The organism is Paenibacillus silviterrae, assembly GCF_030167925.1.
Classification (GTDB): Bacteria; Bacillota; Bacilli; order Paenibacillales; family NBRC-103111; genus Paenibacillus_G; species Paenibacillus_G silviterrae.
In genome coordinates, this window is record NZ_JASKUT010000001.1 from 837980 (window position 1) to 858493 (window position 20514).

Consider the following 20514-nt stretch of genomic DNA (forward strand, 5'->3'; position numbering starts at 1 on the left):
ACCCTTTGTGAAGTTTTTATGGTACCATGAAGGGAGGAAAGTATGCTTCATCATCATCGTCGGTTTAGTTGAGGAGGTCTTGCCTTATGGCAGTATTTAACGTAAAAAATCTTTGTGATTCAACGAGAACGAAATTAAGCGAGGCCATCGGCAAAATGGAAGCGTTTCTGAATAACCAATCCTTACAGCAGCTGAATGCGGAGAATGACTCAGCGATGGACGAGTTCTATAAAGGATATTTGTCGGATACCAGACACCTGCTTGTCTTTAGCGAAGTTTCGTATGAGAAGCTGGGTGTAGCTTTGCGACGCCCGAATTTCAACAATGATTACGCGGAAAAAGCATTATACGAAGTGTATCACAGCTGTGTTAACAACTTCTTTTATCCGAAGAACGAATGTTATTCGGAAGACGGTCGTTATGCGTATACCGGGCAAGATGCCATTCGTTTCCGTAAGAAGCCATCCCGTCCTGTCCGCGATTTGACGATTGAGCTATCAAAAATATTCGAAACGCTTCGTGAGGATTTGTCTTATTACGAAACGGATTACATTACCCAGAAGCGCATGCAAGGGGAAAAAGTATAATTTTCCTTGGATCGAATACACTGGTGAAGAGGTGCTTAACCAAGCATCTCTTTTTTGCATTTACAAAAGCGGTTTTTTGTTGTACTGGCGAAAGGAGGCTGCGGGAAAGTGTTTACTAAAGGATCCTTGGAAGATCTGGCTCAGGTCAGCCGGCAGTTGATTTCGTGGAATCAGCACCCTAGCGGGGGCTATGTGGCAAGTCCTTTGTTCCATCATTATGGCTTTAGCTGGCTGCGTGACGGAACCTTTATTGCCTACGCTATGGATACAACGGGAGAGCATGAATCCGCACGAAAATTTTACGACTGGATTAACCGCATCATTGCGCGGAAAACGAATCAAATAGATGATCTCATTGCAAAGCATCAAAGGGGGGAGAACATACCTCAGCACGAATTCCTGCACACACGGTACCATTTGGACGGGAGTGATGATACCGATTCGGAGTGGGGGCATTTTCAGCTCGACGGGTACGGCGCTTGGCTTTGGGGTGTAACAGAGCATTGGCGAAGGAACGGCGTGACTGAAATTCCGGAATCGTTTCGAGTCAGCATCGAATCGACGATACAATACTTATCCGCTTTTTGGACCTATCCCAATTTCGATTGCTGGGAAGAGTTCAGCGACAAGCTGCACCCGGCGACCCTTGCGTGTATTTACGGCGGCTTGCGCAGCATTGCTTCGTTTGCCGGACGATCAGAGCTTTTTGGCATATGTGATAAAATACAAGATTTCATCCTGAAGCACGCGATGCATCCGGACGGGTATATTGTGAAGTACATAACGCCTGTTTACGAATCATCGGAAGCGGTCCGGTATGAACCTGGTACAGCGGAGGTGGATGCCAGCCTGATGTGGCTTTGCGAGCCCTTTGAGGTACTTCCGATCGATCACCCGGCTATGCGCAAGACGTTTGCTAAGCTCACTGCCGATTTACGTACAATTCGCGGAGGAATTCGAAGGTACGTTACGGACACCTACTATGGCGGCGGAGAATGGCTCCTCCTTACCGCTTGGTACGGCCTGCTTCAGCTGCGCAGCGGAAATACCGAAGAAGCCAGGGAGTCACTGGCGTGGATTGCAGCCCAGGCGGATTCGCTCGGAAGACTGCCGGAACAAGTACCTGACGCCTTGCCGGATCTTCAGGGGTATGAGGAATGGGTTCGGCGCTGGGGAACCCCGGCCCTGCCGCTGCTTTGGTCTCACGCTATGTATTTGGTGTTATATAACAAGCTCCGGTAAGGCGAATTATCGAATAGCCTTTTTTAACGCCGGGCACCCTGTAGATGGGGTGATGATGATGGATAAACCATTGGTAAAGTGCAGTGTTGCCAACTGTGAATACTGGGCACAGGGTAACAACTGCAGCGCTGACAAGATTATGATCGAGATCGATTCTCATGCGAGCATGGCTTATGATACTGAATTCGGTGCGGAATTTACCGATCATCAGGATCAAGCCGCTTCGTCCTCCAAAACCTGCTGCCATACCTTCGAGCCTAGAAAATCGAAATCGTAATTCGTTCCTCTGGAACGAAATGCGAAAAAGGAGGACTTCGGGATGGAGCATGAACCAGAAGAAGGCTTAAGAGAGTCGGAAGCAACCAGTCGTAAGGTCATTCGCTTTCAGCAGCATCAAATTTCCAAAGAAACCGGTTCTGACGATATTATGGAGGAATATGCCAATGAACTGGCTATTCCATACACCGGTCCGACTGTCCACGATGCTACACGCAAAGTAAGGGCTGCAGAAGCACAGGAGCTGGAAAGCAAGGAAACGCCGAAAGAAAAGACGTATCCCTGGCTGGGAGCAGCTTCTCTTACGCTGGCGATTTTAGCGATGTTTGTGTATCCTACATTATTTGGCGCCGGGGCGACCTTGCTTGGATTTTTGGCTTATATGGCCGGGAATCGGGCTCTGGGCGTATGGTCAATCGTGCTGGGTTTGATTGCTTTAGCGGGTTACTTCCTTTTAGTCCCCTTATATGCATAGTTTTCGTCAAAGCGGATCCTTCGGGATTCGCTTTTTTCCTATTATTCTCTTTGAATTTTTTCTGGCTGAATGAAGAAGAAGCGTGTACAATAAAAGAATAGGAAATGGATAACGAAGGAGCTTAGCTTCGAGATGAGTATTGATCCGAGAACAATCAAAGAGCTGCTGCAGCTGCAGATTTTGAACAAATTGAATCTCATGTCCTCCGGTACTCCTCAAACGGGAACGGACGATTCGGAGTTTGCCGAGCTGCTGAATACACTGCTCGCGGAGTCGCAGACGGCATCGACGACGACGGAAGCCTCTGTTGATAAAGCGCCGCTCAAGCCAGCCGCTATTAGTCCGATTTTCTCTGCGGCCGCTCCGTACACCGGAATGAACCAAGCATCAAAGACAAGCAAGCCAACCCAATATGATGCCATGATTCAAACCGCAAGCCGCCGCTTCGGTGTGGACTCAAGTCTCGTGAAAGCGGTCATTGGTGCCGAATCCTCCTTTAACCCGCAAGCCGTATCGCGTGCAGGAGCTAAGGGCTTGATGCAGCTTATGGACTCGACTGGACAAGGTCTTGGAGTCACGAATCCGTTTGACCCTTCGCAGAATATTGAAGGGGGAACCCGATATCTCTCTAATCTCCTTATGAAATATAAAGGCAATCAGGGAATGGCTCTAGCGGCTTACAATGCCGGCTCGGGCCGGGTGGACAAGCTTCAGGCGGCGAACGATCAGGAGCTCATGGCGAAGCTGCATCTGCTTCCGGAAGAGACCCAGAATTACGTTCGCAAGGTGCTGAAGCTGAAGCAGGAGTATCAAGCTTGACGCAAACGGAAAACCAATGGTAAGCTTCTTCCGAAGCTGGACCGTTGGTTTCTTTTGTATATTCATTCAATCATTAGAGTAGGAGAACTATACTCATGCTATATTGGGATAACGCGGCGACTACGCCGATGTATGAAGAAGTCATCGACTCGATGACAGAAGTGATGAGAACGTATTACGGCAATCCGTCATCCCTGCACCGCTTAGGAGTGGAAGCGGAGCGGCTGGTAAGCCGGGCGCGGGAAACGATAGCGGCTGCCTTGGCTTGCACCCCGGAAGAGCTTCGTTTCACAGCCGGGGGCTCGGAGAGTAATAATCTGGCGATTTTCGGTGTCGCAAGACAGTACCGGTCACGGGGCAACCACCTGATTACTACACAAATTGAGCACGCGTCGGTATACGATTCCTTTCGGCAATTGGAGCTGGAAGGCTTCCGTGTCACCTATTTGCCGGTAGATGCGAATGGAATAGTGGATATAAATGAACTGGAGGCAGCGCTGACGGACGAAACGATTCTGGTCAGCATTATGTATGTGAACAACGAGGTTGGGAGCATTCAGCCGATCGCCGAAATCGGCAAGCTGTTGGAGGGCAGGCCGAAGACATTGTTTCATGTCGATGCCGTCCAAGCTGTCGGGAAGCTGCCTGTTCAGCCGAAGGAGCTGAAGGTGGATCTGCTGAGCTGCTCCGCGCATAAGCTTCGAGGCCCGAAGGGAACAGGCTTCCTGTACGTACGCCGCGGCGTCGAGCTGGCAACGTTGATCTACGGGGGAGGGCAAGAGCAGGGAGTTCGTTCCGGAACAGAGAATGTGCCGAGCATCGTCGGGATGGCAAAGGCGGTAAGGATGGCCGTTCAAGAGCAGCCGTCATTTGCGGAAAGGACGGCGGCGATTCGTCAAGCCTTGGTGCAGTGCATCGAACAAACCCCGGGCTTGTATCTCAGCGGATCGGCCGATGGAACGAACATGGCTTCGTGGATTGTGCATTTCACCTTCCCGGGTATGAAATCCGAGGTTGTCGTTCATGCTTTAGAACAACACGATATTTATGTCTCCACAAGATCGGCCTGCTCCTCAGGCGCAAGAAAGCCCAGCAGAGTGCTGTCTGCTATGGGCTATGAGCCGGACCGTGCAGTGGGAGGCATCCGGCTCAGCTTTAACCTGCAGCATACGATGGCGGATGCGGAACGGTTTTGCCTTGTTCTTCAGCAGGTAGTAGAGGAGCTGTCCCATACTGTGCAGACGGAAGGTCGGAGGTGATGAGCATGAAGCCGGAATGGGTGCTTCTAAGATATGGAGAACTTGTGCTGAAAGGGCGCAACCGGCACCGCTTCGAACGCAAGGTGCTGCTGCAGGTCAAACGCGCTTTGACCGGTTTTCCCAATATTCGCTTTGCCCCGGAGTTCGGGCGGATTCTTCTCGCCTTGAAAGGGCATGCGTATGAGGCTGTGCTGCCACAGCTCCGCAGAGTATTTGGCATTGTCTCGATCAGCCCGGTATATACCGCGCCGCTCAAGCTTGAGGAGATCGAGGCGGCTTCCCTGCAGGTCATGCAAGCCTTGCCGGCCCTGCCGGGAACGTTCAAGATGAACGTACGTCGAGTGAATAAAAGCTTCCCTCATGATTCGCAGGAAATGAATCGGCGGGTATCTGCGCATATTCTCCGGGCTTTGCCGCAATTGAAGGTAAACCTGCATCAGCCGGACATCGAAATGAGGATTGAGCTTCGCGAGGATCAGGCACTAATCTATTGCCGAATCGACGAAGCGGCCGGCGGTTTCCCTTTCGGATCGAACGGCAAAGCGATGCTGATGCTGTCCGGCGGCATCGACAGTCCTGTGGCGGGGTACCTTGCCATGCGTCAGGGGCTGAAGCTGGAGGCAGTGCATTTTCACAGCTTCCCTTATACCAGCGAACGGTCACAGCAGAAGGTGAAAGACCTGGTGAAAAAGCTGTCGGCCTACGCAGGTCCGGTACGCCTGCATATGGTTCCGTTGACGGAGATTCAGACGAAGATTCACCAGCATTACAAAGAAAATCTCTATATCACCCTCCTTCGCAGAGCTATGATGCGGATTGCGCAAGCATTGGCAGAGCAGCAGGGAGCCGGAGCTATCGTAACCGGAGAGAGCCTCGGGCAGGTAGCGAGTCAAACGCTGTCCAGTATGAATGCCATCAGCCGTGTAGTGGAGCTCCCGATCATCCGGCCGCTTGTCTGTATGGACAAGCAGTCCATTATCGACTTGGCGAAGCAGATCGATACGTATGATATTTCGATTCTTCCTTATGAGGACTGCTGCACGATCTTTCTGCCGCCGAGTCCGAGCACCAATCCGAATCTGAAGGTGCTCCTCGGCATCGAACGGAACATGCCTTGGCTGGATGAAGCGATAACGGATGCGGTGCAGCGCACAGAAACGATCCGTTTGGATGCTTCCGCCGCGGAGCGGGATGAGCTTTCATCATTTTTTTAAACGAGCGGCAAAAAAATAGACCTGTCCGGACAAGGACAAGAATACATTGAGTAGTAGGTGTCAGTATTCTTTCTCTACAGACGGACGGAGGTCTAGGCGATGGAGTGGTTTTTGCTCTTTTTGAAAATTATGATGATCAATATCGTGCTCAGCGGGGATAATGCCGTTGTCATTGCGCTGGCCAGCAAGAACCTGCCCTATCATCAACGGAAGCTGGCGGTCTGGTGGGGCGCCTTCGCGGCGGTCGGTCTACGTGTGCTGCTGACCATAGGTGCCGTCTACGTATTGCAGGTTCCGTTCATTCAGTCGGCGGGCTCGCTGCTGCTGCTTTGGATTGCGATTAAGCTGCTCGGAGACGAAGAGGACCATACAAATATCAAGCAGGCATCCACGCTGGCCAGCGCCGTATGGACCATTATGGTGGCCGACTTCGTGATGAGCCTGGATAACGTGCTGGCGATTGCCGCGGCGGCGGAAGGGGATATCGCCGTGATTATCTTGGGGATTGCGCTCAGCATCCCGATTATTGTCTGGGGAAGCGCGCTCGTCATGAGGCTGCTGACCCAATATCCTGTGCTTGTGTATCTTGGCGCAGGCATCCTCGGCTATACGGCAGGCGAGATGTTCGTATCCGATAAGGCGGTCTACGGCTTTATCTTCGGAAGCACTCCAACCTGGATTATTCCGGCGGTAACCACCGCTTTGGTGATTGCGGCAGGTCAGTGGAAAAAATTGATGAACACGCCGAAATCGGCATAAATGTTAAGTTATTTTGTAAATGCGGTGTAAAAATTCCCGACCTGCCTTGCCTTTTGGCGAAAATAGACGTATAATGTGAAAAGTATATCAAGCGTCGGCGCTTCCGTCCGACGCTTCTTTTGTGAATCGGGCGGCTATCCTATCTGATAGCAATTATCCCAAATTTAATGAGAGGGTTTTGTGAACTTATGCATTCAAGAGAGCACATTCGGAATATCGCAATCATTGCGCACGTCGACCACGGGAAGACAACGCTCGTAGACAAGCTGCTTCAGCAATCGGGAACATACCGGGACCATGAGGCGGTGCAGGAGCGGGCGATGGACTCCAACGATTTGGAGCGCGAACGCGGTATTACGATTTTGGCGAAAAATACAGCGGTTCGTTATAAGGATTATTTGATTAACATTGTTGATACCCCGGGCCACGCCGACTTCGGCGGCGAAGTGGAGCGGATCATGAAAATGGTAGACGGCGTACTCCTCGTTGTTGACGCGTTCGAGGGCACGATGCCTCAGACTAAGTTCGTGCTTCGCAAGGCGTTGGAGCAGAACCTGACGCCTATCGTTGTAGTGAACAAGATCGACCGTCCGAACGCTCGTCCGGCCGAGGTGGTTGATGAGGTGCTGGACCTGTTTATCGAGCTCGGCGCCAACGACGACCAGCTGGACTTCCCAGTAGTGTACGCATCGGCCTTAATGGGTACCTCCAGTATGGATCCTGAGAAGCAGGATGAGAACATGCAGTCGCTCTATGAGACGATTGTTTCGCATATCCCGAACCCTACCGAGAACGTAGAAGAGCCTTTGCAGTTCCTCGTAACTCTGATGGATTACAACGAATACCTGGGTCGAATTGCGATCGGCCGTGTGAACCGCGGCAAGGTTCGCCAGGGTCAACCCGTTGCCGTTATTAACCGTGAAGGCCAAACGAAGCAGGCGCGCATCGAGAAGCTGTTCGGCTTCCAGGGGCTGAAGCGTCTGGAGATTGAAGAGGCAGGCGCCGGCGATATCGTTGCGATTGCCGGTATTAAGGATATCAACATCGGAGAAACCATCGCAGACCTGAACAATCCGGAGGCCTTGCCGGTTCTGAAAATCGATGAGCCGACACTGCAGATGACGTTCCTTGTCAATAACAGTCCTTTTGCAGGCCGTGAAGGCAAGTGGGTAACTTCCCGCAAGATCCGCGAGCGCTTGTTCAAGGAGCTGGAAACGGACGTATCCCTGCGTGTCGATGAGACGGACAGCCCGGATGCCTTCATCGTATCCGGACGCGGTGAGCTTCACCTCGGAATTTTGATCGAGAACATGCGCCGTGAGGGCTTTGAGCTGCAAGTTTCCAAGCCGGAGGTTATCATTAAAAATATCGACGGCCAGAAGATGGAACCGATCGAACGACTCATTATCGACATTCCGGAGGATAGCATGGGCTCCGTCATGGAGAGCCTCGGAACGCGTAAAGCCGAAATGGTCAACATGATCAACAACGGCACTGGCAATGTCCGCTTGGAATTCCTGATTCCTGCCCGCGGATTGATCGGTTACCGTACGTACTTCCTCACACTGACTCGCGGCTACGGCGTCATGAACCATGCATTCGACAGCTACGGTCCTTATGCGGGCAGCGGTGTAGGCGGACGTCACGAAGGCGTGCTGGTATCGAGCGAAACGGGAACCTCCACGCTCTATGGTATTCTCTCTGTAGAGGATCGCGGGATTCTGTTCGTGGAGCCGGCAACGGAAGTGTACGAGGGCATGATCGTCGGCGAGCATACACGCGACAACGACATCATCGTTAACATTTGTAAAGAAAAGCAGCTTACCAACATTCGTTCCGCAGGGAAGGATGATACCGTCAAGATGAAAACGCCGCGTCTCTATTCATTGGAACAGGCGCTTGAATACTTGAACGATGACGAGTACTGCGAAATTACGCCGAAGTCGATTCGTTTGCGTAAGAAGATTTTGAATAAGAGCGAGCGCGAGCGTGCGGAGAAGCACCGTAAGATGGCTGAAGCGAACGCTTAATACGTGAATGAACAAGAAAGCTTCGGAGAGTCGGGTCTCCGGGGCTTTCTTTCCATGTACATATCTACAAGCTCTATAAAAGGAGGTTCCATTTATGACGGATTGGCTGCGTGCACATCCTTTTCTAACCTTTGTCTTTATTTTCGTGCTTATGACCTACGTATATAACAAAGTATTTCGTATGCGGAAGCTGCCGATTTTAAAGGAATTGGTCATTTATTTGCTCCTGGCCGTCGGTGCAGGTATGCTTATGCTGTTTCAAATGGCCGGCTTGCCGATTGTCGCAAGCTTGACTGTCGCCGTTTCTCTCATGCTGATTGTACGCATTCGATACTTTATCCAGGATCGCGGTAACCGGAAGCAAAATTAGCAAATTTTTGCCGGAGGTGATTCGGGAATGACTGCCTTTTGGTTGACTCCCGTGCTTTGGAATGGCGAAGTAGCAATACTGAAGAAGGAGCGCTTCCAGTTAGCGCCCGATGCCAAGCGCGACCGCTTCGTGAATGCGCTGCAGCAGCTCCATCCCCGGCTTCCTCTGCTGTTTAAGGCAAGCCTGCTGCCCGCTGATGAAGCTTATGAGGCATGCGGTGTGGATGAGCTCCCGTTCGAGCTGGACAACGGGGAAGATATCATTCTGGTCACGGAGCAAAGTTCGCAATGGCAGGAGAAAGCGCTCCCCCTTTCACACTGCGGGGAAAATGGATTGCATAGGATGGTCGGTCTGATGGAGCTGAAGGCAGGACTGCCGGGGGCCGTTATTCATCCGGAGGATGCGGAATGGTTCGATAGGCTGAACGGGTGGCTGGAGGAAGGCTGCCAAGTGCTGCTGTTGCGAGAGGAGGGGTAGGACAATGAATCTGCAAGACGCCTTGTTTAATTGGCTGCAAATTAAAATTGTGGCGGAAGCGCGTCCCGAAGATCACGCTGCGAAGGAAACGCAGGACTTCTTTGAGGTCATACTAAAAGAGGATCATCAGTTGAAGCAATTTGCAGCGGAAGCGGACGAGACGATGTATCACATCCGCTATGAAACGGAGAGCGGTGCCAAGCGGCTCATGTTCGACCGGGAATCGGCCGAGCAGCTCCTGACGGACATAAATTCAAACCCAAAGTATAATGAATGACATATATGTCCGAATAAACAGATAATATAAATTATCACCGATTGAAGGGAGTGTCTGGTTAACTGTTGGTAGCCGTACTAGGGTCCGTGTGATATAATGTGCATAACAGCTTAAGTTTTCACATAATTCAGACAATTTAGCATAATGCAGCTTTTGTAGGAGGGAATTACGATGGCAGAAACACTCACAGCCTTGCCGGAGCAATTATTCGCGGTACTTCAGAAGGAATCGTTCGCGCTTCTGAGCACGATCGATCATGAATCAGGCGCACCGACAATGAACGCGATTTCCTGGCTTTATGCGAAGGATGATACGACGATCCGCTTCGCTGTCGATCAGCGGTCTCGCATCGTAACGAATGTGAGCAAGAACCCGCTTGTCAATTTGACCTTTATCGGTGCCGGATCCGTGCATGCGATTTATGGTTCTGCTCGCCAAGTGACCGACGCTTTGCCAGAGGTGCCCTTTAAACTGGCTTGTTATGACATTGACATCTCCACCGTTCGGGATGCGATGTTTTATGGGGCGAAAATTTCCATTGCTCCTGAATATGAAAAAACCTATGATCAGCGCGCGGCTGAAAAGCTGGACAACCAAGTTTTCGACGCAATGCACAAAGCCTAGAACATGTATTAATGTCCTAGGCTTTTCTTTCCCTCGGATCGACTTAATCGGACGGTCGGGTATTATGCTGCTGAACGGCTTGGTCCGGAGACTGATCCACATCGCGCGGCAGCTGAGGAATGATACGGCCGATAATGGCTGCCATCTCCTCGGCGAGCCCGTTCAAGGGGCGACCGTTCTGCATCTGGCTGCGGACCCGCTGCAGCCGTCCGGCCAAATCCATATCTGCCGTGACGAAAGCATCGACACCATAAGGATCCTTTTTTAGCGCCTCCGCTACAGACAGCTTGATCGTACCGACTTTGGCACGGTCCATATTCGGAGGCACATTAATGCCTACGACGGCAGTATTGCCGAAGATCACACAATTCGCGCTCTCCACGTTGGGAATGCTTGTAGCGATTTGCTCCAAGCGGGCAGATACGGCTGCCGGATCTGTGATTTCCTTCTTCTGAGGCGCTGTTTGCTGGACCTGTACTTTCCCTGTTTGATCACCTGTCTGAGAGGGGGAGGCTCCGTTCCTTGGTGACTGGTTACAACCTGACAATACGGTTAACAACAAGATTGCCGCGACAAACATTCTCATGAGCTTTCGTTCCTTTCTATACAGTAATCGCTTTGGTTAGTTTGTCCTAACGAGCTGGTTCTATGTATTACGCCAGAAGCCAAACACCTAACCTGGGAGGGACTCACCATGAAAAAGATCTATGTGCTGGATACCAACGTATTGTTGCAGGATCCGAATGCCATATATGCTTTTGAGGATAATGACGTGATCATACCTGCGATTGTGCTGGAGGAAATTGACTCTAAGAAGCGCAATGCGGATGAACTCGGGCGCAATGCCCGTCATATCTCCCGGATGTTGGACGGTTTGCGTAATGAAGGCCGATTGTATGAGGGAATTCCGCTGCCAAGCGGAGGAAGCTTGAAAGTGGAGCTGAACCATAAGAGCTTTGCGAAGCTGCAGGATGTTTTTGCGGAGGCGACGAATGACAATCGGATTCTCGCGGTAGCGCTGAACTATCATTTAGAAGAAAAAGAAAAACCGGAGTCCAAGCCCGTTGTGCTTGTCAGTAAGGACGTGCTCGTCCGCATTAAGGCGGATGTGCTTGGTCTTGCGGCGCAGGATTACTTGACCGACCGGGTTGTCAATACACCGGATATGTATATGGGTAACCTGACGATTCGGGTGCACCCGGCCATAATTGATGAATTTTATACGTATCGCTTTCTCAGTGTGAATTCGCTTCAGCTGGCGTACCCGCTGCATCCTCACGAATTCGTCATCCTGAAGGATGAGCTTGGCACATCGAAGTCCGCTCTGCTTAAGGTCAATGCCGACGGGAAGAAGCTGGAGCCGCTTTACATGAGCAATGACCCGATCTGGGGGATCGCCGCTCGGAATGCGCAGCAGCGTATGGCCCTTGAGCTTCTGCTCAATGACGATATCCCGCTGGTGACGCTGACCGGCAAGGCTGGCACGGGAAAAACACTTTTGACGCTGGCGGCGGGTCTTATGAAGGTAGAGGATGAGCGCAAGTACAAGAAGCTGTTGATTGCCCGTCCGGTTGTGCCGATGGGGAAAGATATCGGATACTTGCCTGGAGAGAAGGATGAGAAGCTTCGGCCCTGGATGCAGCCGGTTTATGATAATTTGGAGTACTTATTCGATACGAAGAAGCCTGGGGATATCGATAAAATTCTTGCGGGCCTTGGAAGCATTCAGGTGGAGGCGCTCACGTATATTCGGGGGCGTTCGATACCAGGACAGTTCATTATTATCGACGAAGCCCAGAACCTGTCTAAGCATGAAGTGAAAACGATCGTCTCCCGTGTTGGCGAAGGCTCCAAAATTGTTCTGCTGGGCGATCCGGAGCAGATCGATCATCCGTACCTGGATGCCTCCAGCAACGGTTTAACCTACGTCGTAGAGCGCTTCAAGGAGCAAAACATCAGCGGACACGTCACACTGGAGCGCGGCGAGCGCTCGAACCTGGCTCAGCTGGCAGCGGATTTGCTGTAACCAAGAAAAGGCTGTACTCTCGTTCGTCCGGATGGACGCGGGAGTACAGCCTTTCTCTGTTAGCTGAGCGGTCTTATGAAGCTTCCAGCCAGTTCACTCGGCAGCCGTAAGCGGCCGCAATGCGCTCTGCCAGCTCTTGATGCTGATCTTCAATGACAAAGTAGGACGCCCCGTTCTCCAGGCTTCCAAAGGCCAGCAGATGCTCTCTTAGCTGCTCCATGGCTTGGGAAGGCTCGGATGAACGTCCGCTCTCCATCGAAACCAATTGACCGGCTAAGGCCAGCTGGGCATAAACGTATACATTTTCCATTCGGGTTGTGAATCCGAAGTCGTCCAGGGTAGGGGCCGTTTGAACAGGGGCAGGGAGCAGAAGCAGCTCCATTTCCTCGAAGGGTACCGAATATTGTTGCATGATGCCGTGTGCCGCTTCTCGTTCGGCAGCGCTTGAGAAAATCAGCATTTCCTTATCGCGGTCGAATACAGGCGCCCGGTCCGCCAACGCCTTAATGATTTGAGCATAATAACCGGCCCGTTTTCCTTCCGGGATATCCATCAACAGGGCGTATTTTAACTTCATCCGCAAACCTCCTCCAGCTCCGTCGTCTGCTCTTATTATTATGGAAAAAGCCGGCGGCTGCAACTACAGCGCCAGCTTTAGAAATAAGCTCAGCTTTCCTTCCTCAATGCGAACTTGCGTTACCTGAAGAAATCGCGCTACGTTCTGGGGATATATCCCCAGGTCGAATTCTTTCTCCAGATCGGCGGCCGTCGTGTCAGGGAGCTGATACCCGTTGAAATGCAGCTCGTTAATGCGGAAGCGGACATACTTGACGCCGGAGTTTTTCTCGGCCAGCTGATAGCTGCCTTTAATAAGAACATCGATATCGCCCTGCTTGCCTGATGCGATCACATGATCCGTTGTGAAGCGGAACGTCATGTTATGAAACAGCTCATTCTTTTTACGGAGAAAATCGTTGAGCTCTTGCTCTGTAATTTGAAACGTATAGTTGAAGCCGTTCATGATCAAGTTGCTGCCGCTTCCGCCCGCCAGCTCGGGAATTTCCTTCGAGGCCTCAGCCAGCGCTTTAAAGTAAGTCCGGAACAGAGGGATGCCCTTCTCTTGCCAGGTTTGGTTTAACGTCAGCATCTCTTTGAGGATGCGTTCGGCTTCCTTGTTTTGCGAGAGTTCTTCGTTCAGTTCCTTCTGAAGCATAGTTTGCCGCGCTCGTTCTTTCATATATTTGTCCTTTGTAAGCTGGAGCTCCGCTTGTGACGCCGCTAATGATGCGTGCAGCCTCTTCATGGCCTGATTGTTTTGGGTATGCTTATGTAATGCTTCTTTATCGCTGGCGAGGATCATTTGCAAGTATTCCATGGTCGTCAGGGCGTCGCTCAGGGAGCGGATAGAGAACATCAGGAACCAGAGTGCGTCCCGATCTCCCATATAATAGGCTCGAATCACCTTGGCGGCATGCTGCTTTGCTTCTAAGGATGCCTTTTCCGCGTCTTGTATCTGAGACTCGGTTTCGGCCAGCCGCTTCGCGAGGGCGGCATCCTCTAAAGCAATTCTAGCCAGCTCTTGCTCGATTTCGAACAGTGTCAGCCCTTTTTGCAGCAGATTCCTGCTTGCGGAGACACTGCTGTCCGTTACGGCGATGGCGTCCTGTCCTAAGGTAAGCATGTACACAGAGAAGAGGAGCAGCCCTACGGTAAGTTGTCTCAGCCACTTTATGCTCACTTGTAACCTCCTGCCTCTCAAACACGAACCAACCGCTCCACATTGAAGCTGAAGAATTGTCTCAACTAAAGATTATCGTTGGAATTAGAAAAACATGACAATAAAATTGCGTCCTTCCTTGTCTCTTATTATACTGGGGTAGTGGCTTCGTTGTCTTCACGGAATGTAGCGGCGATTGAAAAAATAAGGACGGATGACAGGATGCAGCAGGATCGACAGCAACAGTTCGTTGGCTTCCAAGAGTGGATTCGCGGCGAGCTGGCTTCATACCCGGGCGGTAAAGCGCCCTTTCACGATTATATGGCATGGTGCTTATATCACCCTGAATTCGGCTATTATATGAATGATCGTGTGAAAATCGGAAAAGAAGGAGATTTCTATACCAGCTCCAATTTGGGCGGATTCATGGGAGAATGCTTAGCTTCGTATGTGCGCCAATCATTCGCAGATGACGAAGGTGAAGTGTATTTAGTGGAATGGGGAGGGGGAACCGGCTCGCTGGCCCTTTCCTTGCTGGATTCCATCTGCGCAGAGGACCCGGAGTTATACAGCAGGCTAAAGTATATCAGCGTGGAAGCCAGTCCGCAGCATCGCAAGCTTCAGCGGCAGCATCTGGAATCGCACAAGGATCGCATTCGATGGCTGGAGGAGGCGGAGTTCTATGCAAGCGCGCCTTGGCGGAAGACGCTCTTGTTCTCCAATGAGCTGCCGGATGCGTTTCCTGTTCACAGGATCATGGTTCGCGGCGGGGTCTGGCACGAATGCTTCGTTAGCTGGGATGCCGCGAACAGGGAGCTCAAAGAATCCTATCTTCCGCTTGGAGACGGTGAGGTTGCCGACTACCTTACCCGGGAAGGGGCACCCTTGCGGGAAGGTCAAATCTTTGAAGTGAATCTGCAAGCCCAGCATTGGCTTCGCAGCATTTTGGGAGCTGTAGAGCAAGGCGAAGTGATGACGATCGATTACGGCGATGTGTCCGAGGAGCTGTACGCCGCCCATCGGATGAACGGAACCTTGATGTGTTATTCTCGTCATTTGGCCTCCGATACGCCGTTCCAGCGTCCCGGGGAGCAGGATATGACGTCTCATGTTAATTATAGCGCGCTAATCCGGACAGGGCAGGAGGCAGGCGTTTCATCTTGGCGCTTCCTGACCCAGAAGCAGTTTCTGGTAGAGAACGGCCTGCTGGACAAGCTCCGGGAGCACAGCGGCCGCGATCCCTTTAGTGCGGAAGCGAGGCGTAATCGTATGATTCGGCAGCTGCTGCTGAGCGATTCCATGAGCGAGCTGTTTAAGGTGCTAATTCAGACAAAGCCGTGAGCCGTTATCATGATGAAACAAAAAAGAGGCGGGTCGTTATGACCCTGCCTCTTTCTTTGCTCGTTACACCGACATCTTGAAGAAAGACCAATAAGTGAAGCCTGTGAACGAAATCAGCATATACCCCCAGAAGAGCAATATGTAGGTGCGTTCGGATAACTTCATGTATCCAAGGAGCACGAAAACCGCCGTTTGGGCGAAAAAGATCAGGGCCATCGGAATCAAATCTCCGGCCAGTCCCATCAATCCGATTACAAGGGTCCAGAAGCCGAGTACTCGAAACATGCGATCCATCCTGTATCCCCCCTCATCTATCGTTAACTAAACAACTCCAAGTTTTCTATCCAACATTATACCTCGCGTGCCGGATGATGTAAACGTCCAATCCGTGACGAAATTTCGTCATTTTCGGGTAGCGTAGGTTTTCCTTAAAGTAAGGTTCCCGATTTCAACGAACTTCATGTATGACTAACTTCAAAAATGGCAATACAAAATACTAGAAAAGTATTCTATGAACTCTACCATGGGCATAGAGATTAAATAACGCAGCTTGATTAAGTACCACGATCATAGATGTGGTTGATTACATGAGGGGCAGGAGGACGGCTTTGATGACGGCAATTAGACAAGATGCTTGGAGCGAAGAGGATGATTTGATTTTGGCAGAGGTCACCCTCCGGCATATCCGCGAGGGCAGCACACAGCTTTCCGCATTCGAGGAAGTGGGCGAGAAAATAGGCAGAACGGCCGCAGCATGCGGATTCCGTTGGAATAGTTTTGTGAGGAAAAAATATGAGGCCGCGATCCAAATCGCGAAGGCGCAGCGGCAGAAGCGCAATCAGCAGCGTAAGCATGCGGCTGCCTTCACAGCGGTTTCGCATGGGGGAACGGCTGTGATGGACGGGGAAGGGGCATCCCGCGCGAACGTGATGATAGAAGAGATGTCCATGGACGCGGTGATCCGCTTTCTGCGTCAGTGGAAGGGAAGCTATCAAGAGATGAGCCGTCACATACGTCAGCTGGAGAAGGAATTGAACGATAAACAAGATGAGCTCGAGCGGCTGCGTTCGGAGAACGAAGAGCTGAGCCGCCAAGTCAACGATGTCTCTACCGACTATCGAGTCGTCAACGACGATTACAAGGCTCTGATTCAGATTATGGATAGGGCCAGGAAGCTGGCGTTTCTCGTTGAAGAGGAAGAGGAGAATAAGCCTCGTTTCAAAATGGATGAGAACGGCAATCTCGAACGAATTGAATAGACTGCAAGACTCGCAATCTATACAGCTGCCTTGCAGCTGCCGAGGAAGGCCCCGCTGCGCTTAAGTTCATTACGCGTACGGGGCTTTTTTCCGTATAGCAGGTTTGCTATGATTGGTTGAAACGGAAGATGAGGAGATTCAAATGGTGCGAGTGACAGTCATTGGGGCCGGCGCAATCGGCATGCTTCTGACATACAGGCTGTTGGAGGCGGGCTATCAGGTAGAGCTGATAACGAAGCGGGAGGAGCAAGCAAAACGTATAAGCCTTGCAGGAGTTACCTTGACCGGAGGAGGCACGGTTTATCCTAAGGCATGTTCGATGGAAGCCTGCTCCGCCTTGCCGTTTCCGAAGAAGGAGAGGCACTACCTTCTGCTCACTGTGAAACAAACGGCGATGACGGATGCGTTTGCGGCCAGGGTCAAGGAAATGATGGGGGAAGGGAGCCGGGTGATATGCTGGCAAAACGGTCTGGGACATGACAAGGTGCTGGCACGGCACATCGATGCGAACCGGATATGGCTTACGGTAACGACGGAAGGGGCTCTCAAGGCAACCGACACGGAGGTAGCTCATACAGGGCATGGGGTTACCTGGCTGGGTCCTATACTAAATGGGGGCTCCGAAGGGGAGCCTGAACAAAAAGTTATACGGGAAATGCTAATGGATGCAGGATTTCAGCTGTTTTTGTCGAATGAAATCATCAATCGTGTTTGGCAAAAGCTGATCATCAATGCGGTCATCAATCCGCTGACGGCTCTGCTGCAAGTGAACAACGGCGCTCTTCCTTTTCTTCCGGAGGCGCAGCCCCTCATGAGAGCGCTCTATGAAGAAGCGCGGGGGCTGGCGGACCGGGCAGGAATCCATCTTGATCCCGATCTATGGGAGACCGTGCTTGAGGTTTGCCGGCAGACACAAGACAACCGATCGTCCATGCTCCAGGATGTGCTGGCGGGACGGCAGACTGAGATTGAAGCGATCAATGGGGCTCTTCTGGACAAGGCAAGGGAAGAGGGCGTACGCATACCTACCCATGAAACGATCTTTCGTTTGGTGAAAGCGCTGGAGGGAGTATCGCCGGCACGAGGCTAACCATTATGATGACGAAGCGGGTGATAGGCCGTGAACGCACTATGGGATTGGCTGCATCAAGTATATACGATGCTGGCGATGGTACCTTTTGTTGCTTTTCTGGTGACGTGGTTTATAGTATATTGGGTCTGTAAGGATAAGAAGACGGCTACACATCTTAGCATGGATGTGACTACGCTGTTCCTCATTGGCTCTGTGGCGGTCATGAGCAACCGGCTGTTTCAGTCGGGAATGCTGTTCTGGACCGTCGTATTGCTTTTCCTGGTGCTCGCGGGGCTGCTGGGCAATTTGCAAACACGTATCCGAGGTCGGGTCGACATGGGCAAAATCGCCAAAACTCTCAGTCGTTTAGGTTTTGTTGTGTTAAGCGCATGTTATGTGGTGCTGCTCATCATTGGAATCGGAAAATACATGCTCGCATAGAGGAGGGTCCGCATGCAACTACATAATTTAATGGAAGACATCGTGAAGAGCTGTCTCAAGGAATTGATGCAGCATAAGGAAGAACTGAGCGGTTTGGATGACAAAGCGCAGGCCGACATTTCGGCGATTACGCTGAATCATTTGCCCGCGAAGTACGTAGTCACGGCGCCGGGGGAAGTATTCGCCAAAACGCAGCTGCGCAATCAAGTCGAGACGGATGTGTATCGGGAGCTGGCGGTAGCAATTGATAAGGTGCTGAACAGCCAACGGAAATCCGATTTTTAGGCCAAAAGATGAATAAATGAATGAAAATAATGGGAAGCTATGAGAACAGCTTCTCTTTTTTTTGTCGAAAAAATGTAATAGTTAGAGAAAAATATGTAATAAAATACAAGTAGATTTAATTGACCATTGGTTGTATAATCTATATTTGGTAGCGGTCTCAGTGATTTTTGTCACTGTTATACGCGGATGTTTATGAGATTATATGAAGAATCCTCGGAAGTCAATATTTAACCTGGGGTGGAAAATCATATAATTACATAATGAAAAAAGGGAGGACATGTACATGAAGTTAAACAAGCTTCTTGTCCTGACGACAGTAGCAGCGATGCTTGGCACGACTGCTTGCTCCACGGACAGCGGAAACAAAAATCAATCTGCAGGCACAGATGCCGCAAAGGCGCCTGCCCAGGAGCTTAGAATTAACCTGTCGGCGGAACCGCCGGCGCTTGACAGCTCGATCGCGACTACAAACCCGACTTTCACTATTTTGAATGCAATCAATGAGGGGTTGTATCGTTTGGATGCGGAAGGGAAAGCACAGCCTGCTCTTGCGAAGGAGCTCCCGAAGATTTCCCCGGATGGTCTTGTTTACACGATCACCCTGCGTGACGGTCTGACATGGGCTGACGGCACACCGCTGAAAGCAAGCGATTTCGAATGGGCCTATAAGCGTACTCTGGATCCGGCTACGAAGGCGAAATACGCAACGATGCTGGCTTGGATCAAAGGCGGCGCTGACTTGAATAAAGCGAAGCCGGAAGAGCTTGAAGCAAAGAAAGCTGCTCTTGGCGTAAAGGCAAAGGATGACAAGACGCTTGAAATTACGCTGGAGCGTCCGGTTGCCTTCTTTACCGATCAGCTGTCCATGCCGATCTTCTTCCCGCAGAAGCCTGATTTCGTCAAAACGCAAGGTGACAAATACGGCGCGGATGCCGATAAGGTTATCGGTGCAGGTCCGTTCAAGCTGGAAAAGTGGGATCATGAGCAGCAGCTCGTCATGGTGAAAAACGATAAGTATTGGGATGCCGCTAACGTGAAGCTGAACAAGGTTACCGTAAACGTGGTGAAGGATCCTAACACTTCCTTAAATATGTTCGAAACGAATCAAGTGGATCTGACGGAGCTGAAGGGCGAGCAGCCGAAAATGTATGAAGGCAAGCCTGAGCTTGTATTCAAGAAGGAATTCGTGACAGCGTACTTGATGTTCCATAATACGAAGAACCCTGCTTTCGGCAATGCTAAGATTCGTCAAGCGCTTGGTATGGCTGTTGACCGTAAAGCATTCACCGAGACCGTTCTCGGCGGTACATCCGTACCATCCACAGGTCTGGTGCCAGGAACCATGCTGGACGGCAACAAGCAGGAATTCCGTAAAACAGCCGGTGAGGCTCAGCCTAAATTCGATCCTGCCAAGGCGAAGCAGCTTCTTGCTGAGGGCCTGAAGGAAATGAATATGACTTCCCTGCCGAAGTTCAAGCTGACTTCCGACGACACGGAAACTTCCAAGAAGTCCATCGAATTCATTCAAGCACAATGGAAGCAAAACCTGGGTGTCGATGTGGACGGCGAACCGTTGCCTTTCGCATTGCGCGTAAAGAACATGCAGGAAAATAACTTCGACGCATTGATCGCTCTGTGGGGCGCCGATTATAACGACCCTATGACGTTCCTTGACATGTGGTTGTCTGATAACAAATCGTTTAACTATGTTGCTTATAACAGCAAAGCTTATGACGATCTTGTTAAAGCGGCGGACAAAGAAGTTGACGTTGCGAAACGTGCGAAACTGCTCGTCGATGCCGAGAAGATTCTTATGAACGACGGCGCGATTTCTCCTCTGTACTTCCGTACGCGTCCGTACGCGAAGAGAGCGAACGTAGAGGGTCTGATCCTCCCTTCGATGTCTAAAGAGTGGGAACTCAAATGGACTTACCTGAAGTAATATTGTAGGCTGTGCGGGGCCG

At 51.1% G+C, this 20514-nt stretch carries 24 protein-coding genes; 20 read left to right on the forward strand and 4 right to left on the reverse strand.

The genetic code is table 11. From position 1 onward, the window contains the following. Positions 1 to 86 precede the first annotated feature (86 nt). The 13 genes from QMO62_RS03420 to QMO62_RS03480 all read left to right on the forward strand — a co-directional run bounded on the left by QMO62_RS03420 (position 87) and on the right by QMO62_RS03480 (position 10409). Entirely contained in the window at positions 87 to 587 is a 501-nt protein-coding gene (locus QMO62_RS03420) for a YpuI family protein (protein ID WP_284638718.1), read from the forward strand. A gap of 108 nt (positions 588 to 695) precedes the next feature. Continuing rightward, entirely contained in the window at positions 696 to 1829 is a 1134-nt protein-coding gene (locus tag QMO62_RS03425) for a glycoside hydrolase family 15 protein (RefSeq protein WP_284638719.1), read from the forward strand. Between the two features lie 58 nt (positions 1830 to 1887). After that, the gene (locus tag QMO62_RS03430; protein WP_284638720.1) at positions 1888 to 2106 is read left to right on the forward strand and encodes a DUF1540 domain-containing protein; all 219 of its coding nucleotides are present in this window, start codon (positions 1888 to 1890) and stop codon (positions 2104 to 2106) included. A 42-nt stretch (positions 2107 to 2148) separates the two neighbouring features. Beyond that, positions 2149 to 2580, forward strand: a complete 432-nt coding sequence (locus QMO62_RS03435) for a hypothetical protein (protein ID WP_284638721.1) — start codon at positions 2149 to 2151, stop codon at positions 2578 to 2580. Positions 2581 to 2712: 132 nt separating this feature from the next. Beyond that, on the forward strand, positions 2713 to 3399 hold the full coding sequence (locus tag QMO62_RS03440; RefSeq protein ID WP_284638722.1) for a lytic transglycosylase domain-containing protein: 687 nt from the start codon (positions 2713 to 2715) through the stop codon (positions 3397 to 3399). Positions 3400 to 3494: 95 nt separating this feature from the next. Then, a complete protein-coding gene (locus tag QMO62_RS03445) occupies positions 3495 to 4658 on the forward strand; it encodes a cysteine desulfurase family protein (RefSeq protein WP_284638723.1) in 1164 nt (387 codons plus the stop codon). Between the two features lie 5 nt (positions 4659 to 4663). Continuing rightward, positions 4664 to 5872, forward strand: a complete 1209-nt coding sequence (thiI, locus tag QMO62_RS03450; protein WP_284638724.1) for a tRNA uracil 4-sulfurtransferase ThiI — start codon at positions 4664 to 4666, stop codon at positions 5870 to 5872. A gap of 99 nt (positions 5873 to 5971) precedes the next feature. Then, positions 5972 to 6631, forward strand: a complete 660-nt coding sequence (locus QMO62_RS03455; RefSeq protein WP_284638725.1) for a TerC family protein — start codon at positions 5972 to 5974, stop codon at positions 6629 to 6631. Positions 6632 to 6819: 188 nt separating this feature from the next. Further along, positions 6820 to 8661: a translational GTPase TypA gene (gene typA, locus QMO62_RS03460; RefSeq protein ID WP_284638726.1), complete on the forward strand. Its 1842-nt coding sequence runs from the start codon at positions 6820 to 6822 to the stop codon at positions 8659 to 8661. Positions 8662 to 8755: 94 nt separating this feature from the next. After that, positions 8756 to 9031 carry a YlaH-like family protein gene (locus QMO62_RS03465; protein WP_284638727.1) on the forward strand — a complete coding sequence of 92 codons (276 nt, stop codon included), beginning with the start codon at positions 8756 to 8758 and terminating at the stop codon, positions 9029 to 9031. A 27-nt stretch (positions 9032 to 9058) separates the two neighbouring features. Further along, positions 9059 to 9508 carry a hypothetical protein gene (locus QMO62_RS03470; protein ID WP_284638728.1) on the forward strand — a complete coding sequence of 150 codons (450 nt, stop codon included), beginning with the start codon at positions 9059 to 9061 and terminating at the stop codon, positions 9506 to 9508. Positions 9509 to 9512: 4 nt separating this feature from the next. Then, entirely contained in the window at positions 9513 to 9785 is a 273-nt protein-coding gene (locus tag QMO62_RS03475) for a hypothetical protein (RefSeq protein ID WP_284638729.1), read from the forward strand. A gap of 171 nt (positions 9786 to 9956) precedes the next feature. Further along, complete coding sequence (locus QMO62_RS03480; RefSeq protein WP_284638730.1) at positions 9957 to 10409, forward strand: pyridoxamine 5'-phosphate oxidase family protein; 453 nt, start codon at positions 9957 to 9959, stop codon at positions 10407 to 10409. Between the two features lie 43 nt (positions 10410 to 10452). Here QMO62_RS03480 and QMO62_RS03485 read toward each other — a convergent pair whose 3' ends face one another. Next, on the reverse strand, positions 10453 to 10995 hold the full coding sequence (locus QMO62_RS03485; RefSeq protein WP_284638731.1) for a YhcN/YlaJ family sporulation lipoprotein: 543 nt from the start codon (positions 10993 to 10995) through the stop codon (positions 10453 to 10455). Positions 10996 to 11103: 108 nt separating this feature from the next. Between QMO62_RS03485 and QMO62_RS03490 the strand changes: the two genes are divergently transcribed. Then, positions 11104 to 12435, forward strand: a complete 1332-nt coding sequence (locus QMO62_RS03490) for a PhoH family protein (protein ID WP_284638732.1) — start codon at positions 11104 to 11106, stop codon at positions 12433 to 12435. 73 nt (positions 12436 to 12508) lie between these two features. Here QMO62_RS03490 and QMO62_RS03495 read toward each other — a convergent pair whose 3' ends face one another. Further along, positions 12509 to 13012: a hypothetical protein gene (locus QMO62_RS03495; RefSeq protein ID WP_284638733.1), complete on the reverse strand. Its 504-nt coding sequence runs from the start codon at positions 13010 to 13012 to the stop codon at positions 12509 to 12511. A 63-nt stretch (positions 13013 to 13075) separates the two neighbouring features. After that, positions 13076 to 14173 carry a hypothetical protein gene (locus tag QMO62_RS03500; RefSeq protein ID WP_284638734.1) on the reverse strand — a complete coding sequence of 366 codons (1098 nt, stop codon included), beginning with the start codon at positions 14171 to 14173 and terminating at the stop codon, positions 13076 to 13078. A 78-nt stretch (positions 14174 to 14251) separates the two neighbouring features. Between QMO62_RS03500 and QMO62_RS03505 the strand changes: the two genes are divergently transcribed. Then, positions 14252 to 15493, forward strand: coding sequence for a class I SAM-dependent methyltransferase (locus QMO62_RS03505; RefSeq protein ID WP_284638735.1), 1242 nt, complete (start codon positions 14252 to 14254; stop codon positions 15491 to 15493). 63 nt (positions 15494 to 15556) lie between these two features. Here QMO62_RS03505 and QMO62_RS03510 read toward each other — a convergent pair whose 3' ends face one another. Further along, a complete protein-coding gene (locus QMO62_RS03510; RefSeq protein ID WP_284638736.1) occupies positions 15557 to 15787 on the reverse strand; it encodes a DUF2626 domain-containing protein in 231 nt (76 codons plus the stop codon). A 317-nt stretch (positions 15788 to 16104) separates the two neighbouring features. Between QMO62_RS03510 and QMO62_RS03515 the strand changes: the two genes are divergently transcribed. From QMO62_RS03515 to QMO62_RS03535, 5 genes are all read left to right on the forward strand, one after another. After that, entirely contained in the window at positions 16105 to 16752 is a 648-nt protein-coding gene (locus QMO62_RS03515) for an RsfA family transcriptional regulator (RefSeq protein WP_284638737.1), read from the forward strand. A 142-nt stretch (positions 16753 to 16894) separates the two neighbouring features. After that, entirely contained in the window at positions 16895 to 17842 is a 948-nt protein-coding gene (locus QMO62_RS03520) for a 2-dehydropantoate 2-reductase (RefSeq protein WP_284638738.1), read from the forward strand. Positions 17843 to 17872: 30 nt separating this feature from the next. Beyond that, positions 17873 to 18265 carry a DUF3397 domain-containing protein gene (locus QMO62_RS03525; protein ID WP_284638739.1) on the forward strand — a complete coding sequence of 131 codons (393 nt, stop codon included), beginning with the start codon at positions 17873 to 17875 and terminating at the stop codon, positions 18263 to 18265. A 12-nt stretch (positions 18266 to 18277) separates the two neighbouring features. Next, positions 18278 to 18550: a late competence development ComFB family protein gene (locus QMO62_RS03530; protein ID WP_284638740.1), complete on the forward strand. Its 273-nt coding sequence runs from the start codon at positions 18278 to 18280 to the stop codon at positions 18548 to 18550. 283 nt (positions 18551 to 18833) lie between these two features. Continuing rightward, positions 18834 to 20492, forward strand: coding sequence for a peptide ABC transporter substrate-binding protein (locus QMO62_RS03535; RefSeq protein ID WP_284638741.1), 1659 nt, complete (start codon positions 18834 to 18836; stop codon positions 20490 to 20492). Positions 20493 to 20514 lie beyond the last annotated feature (22 nt).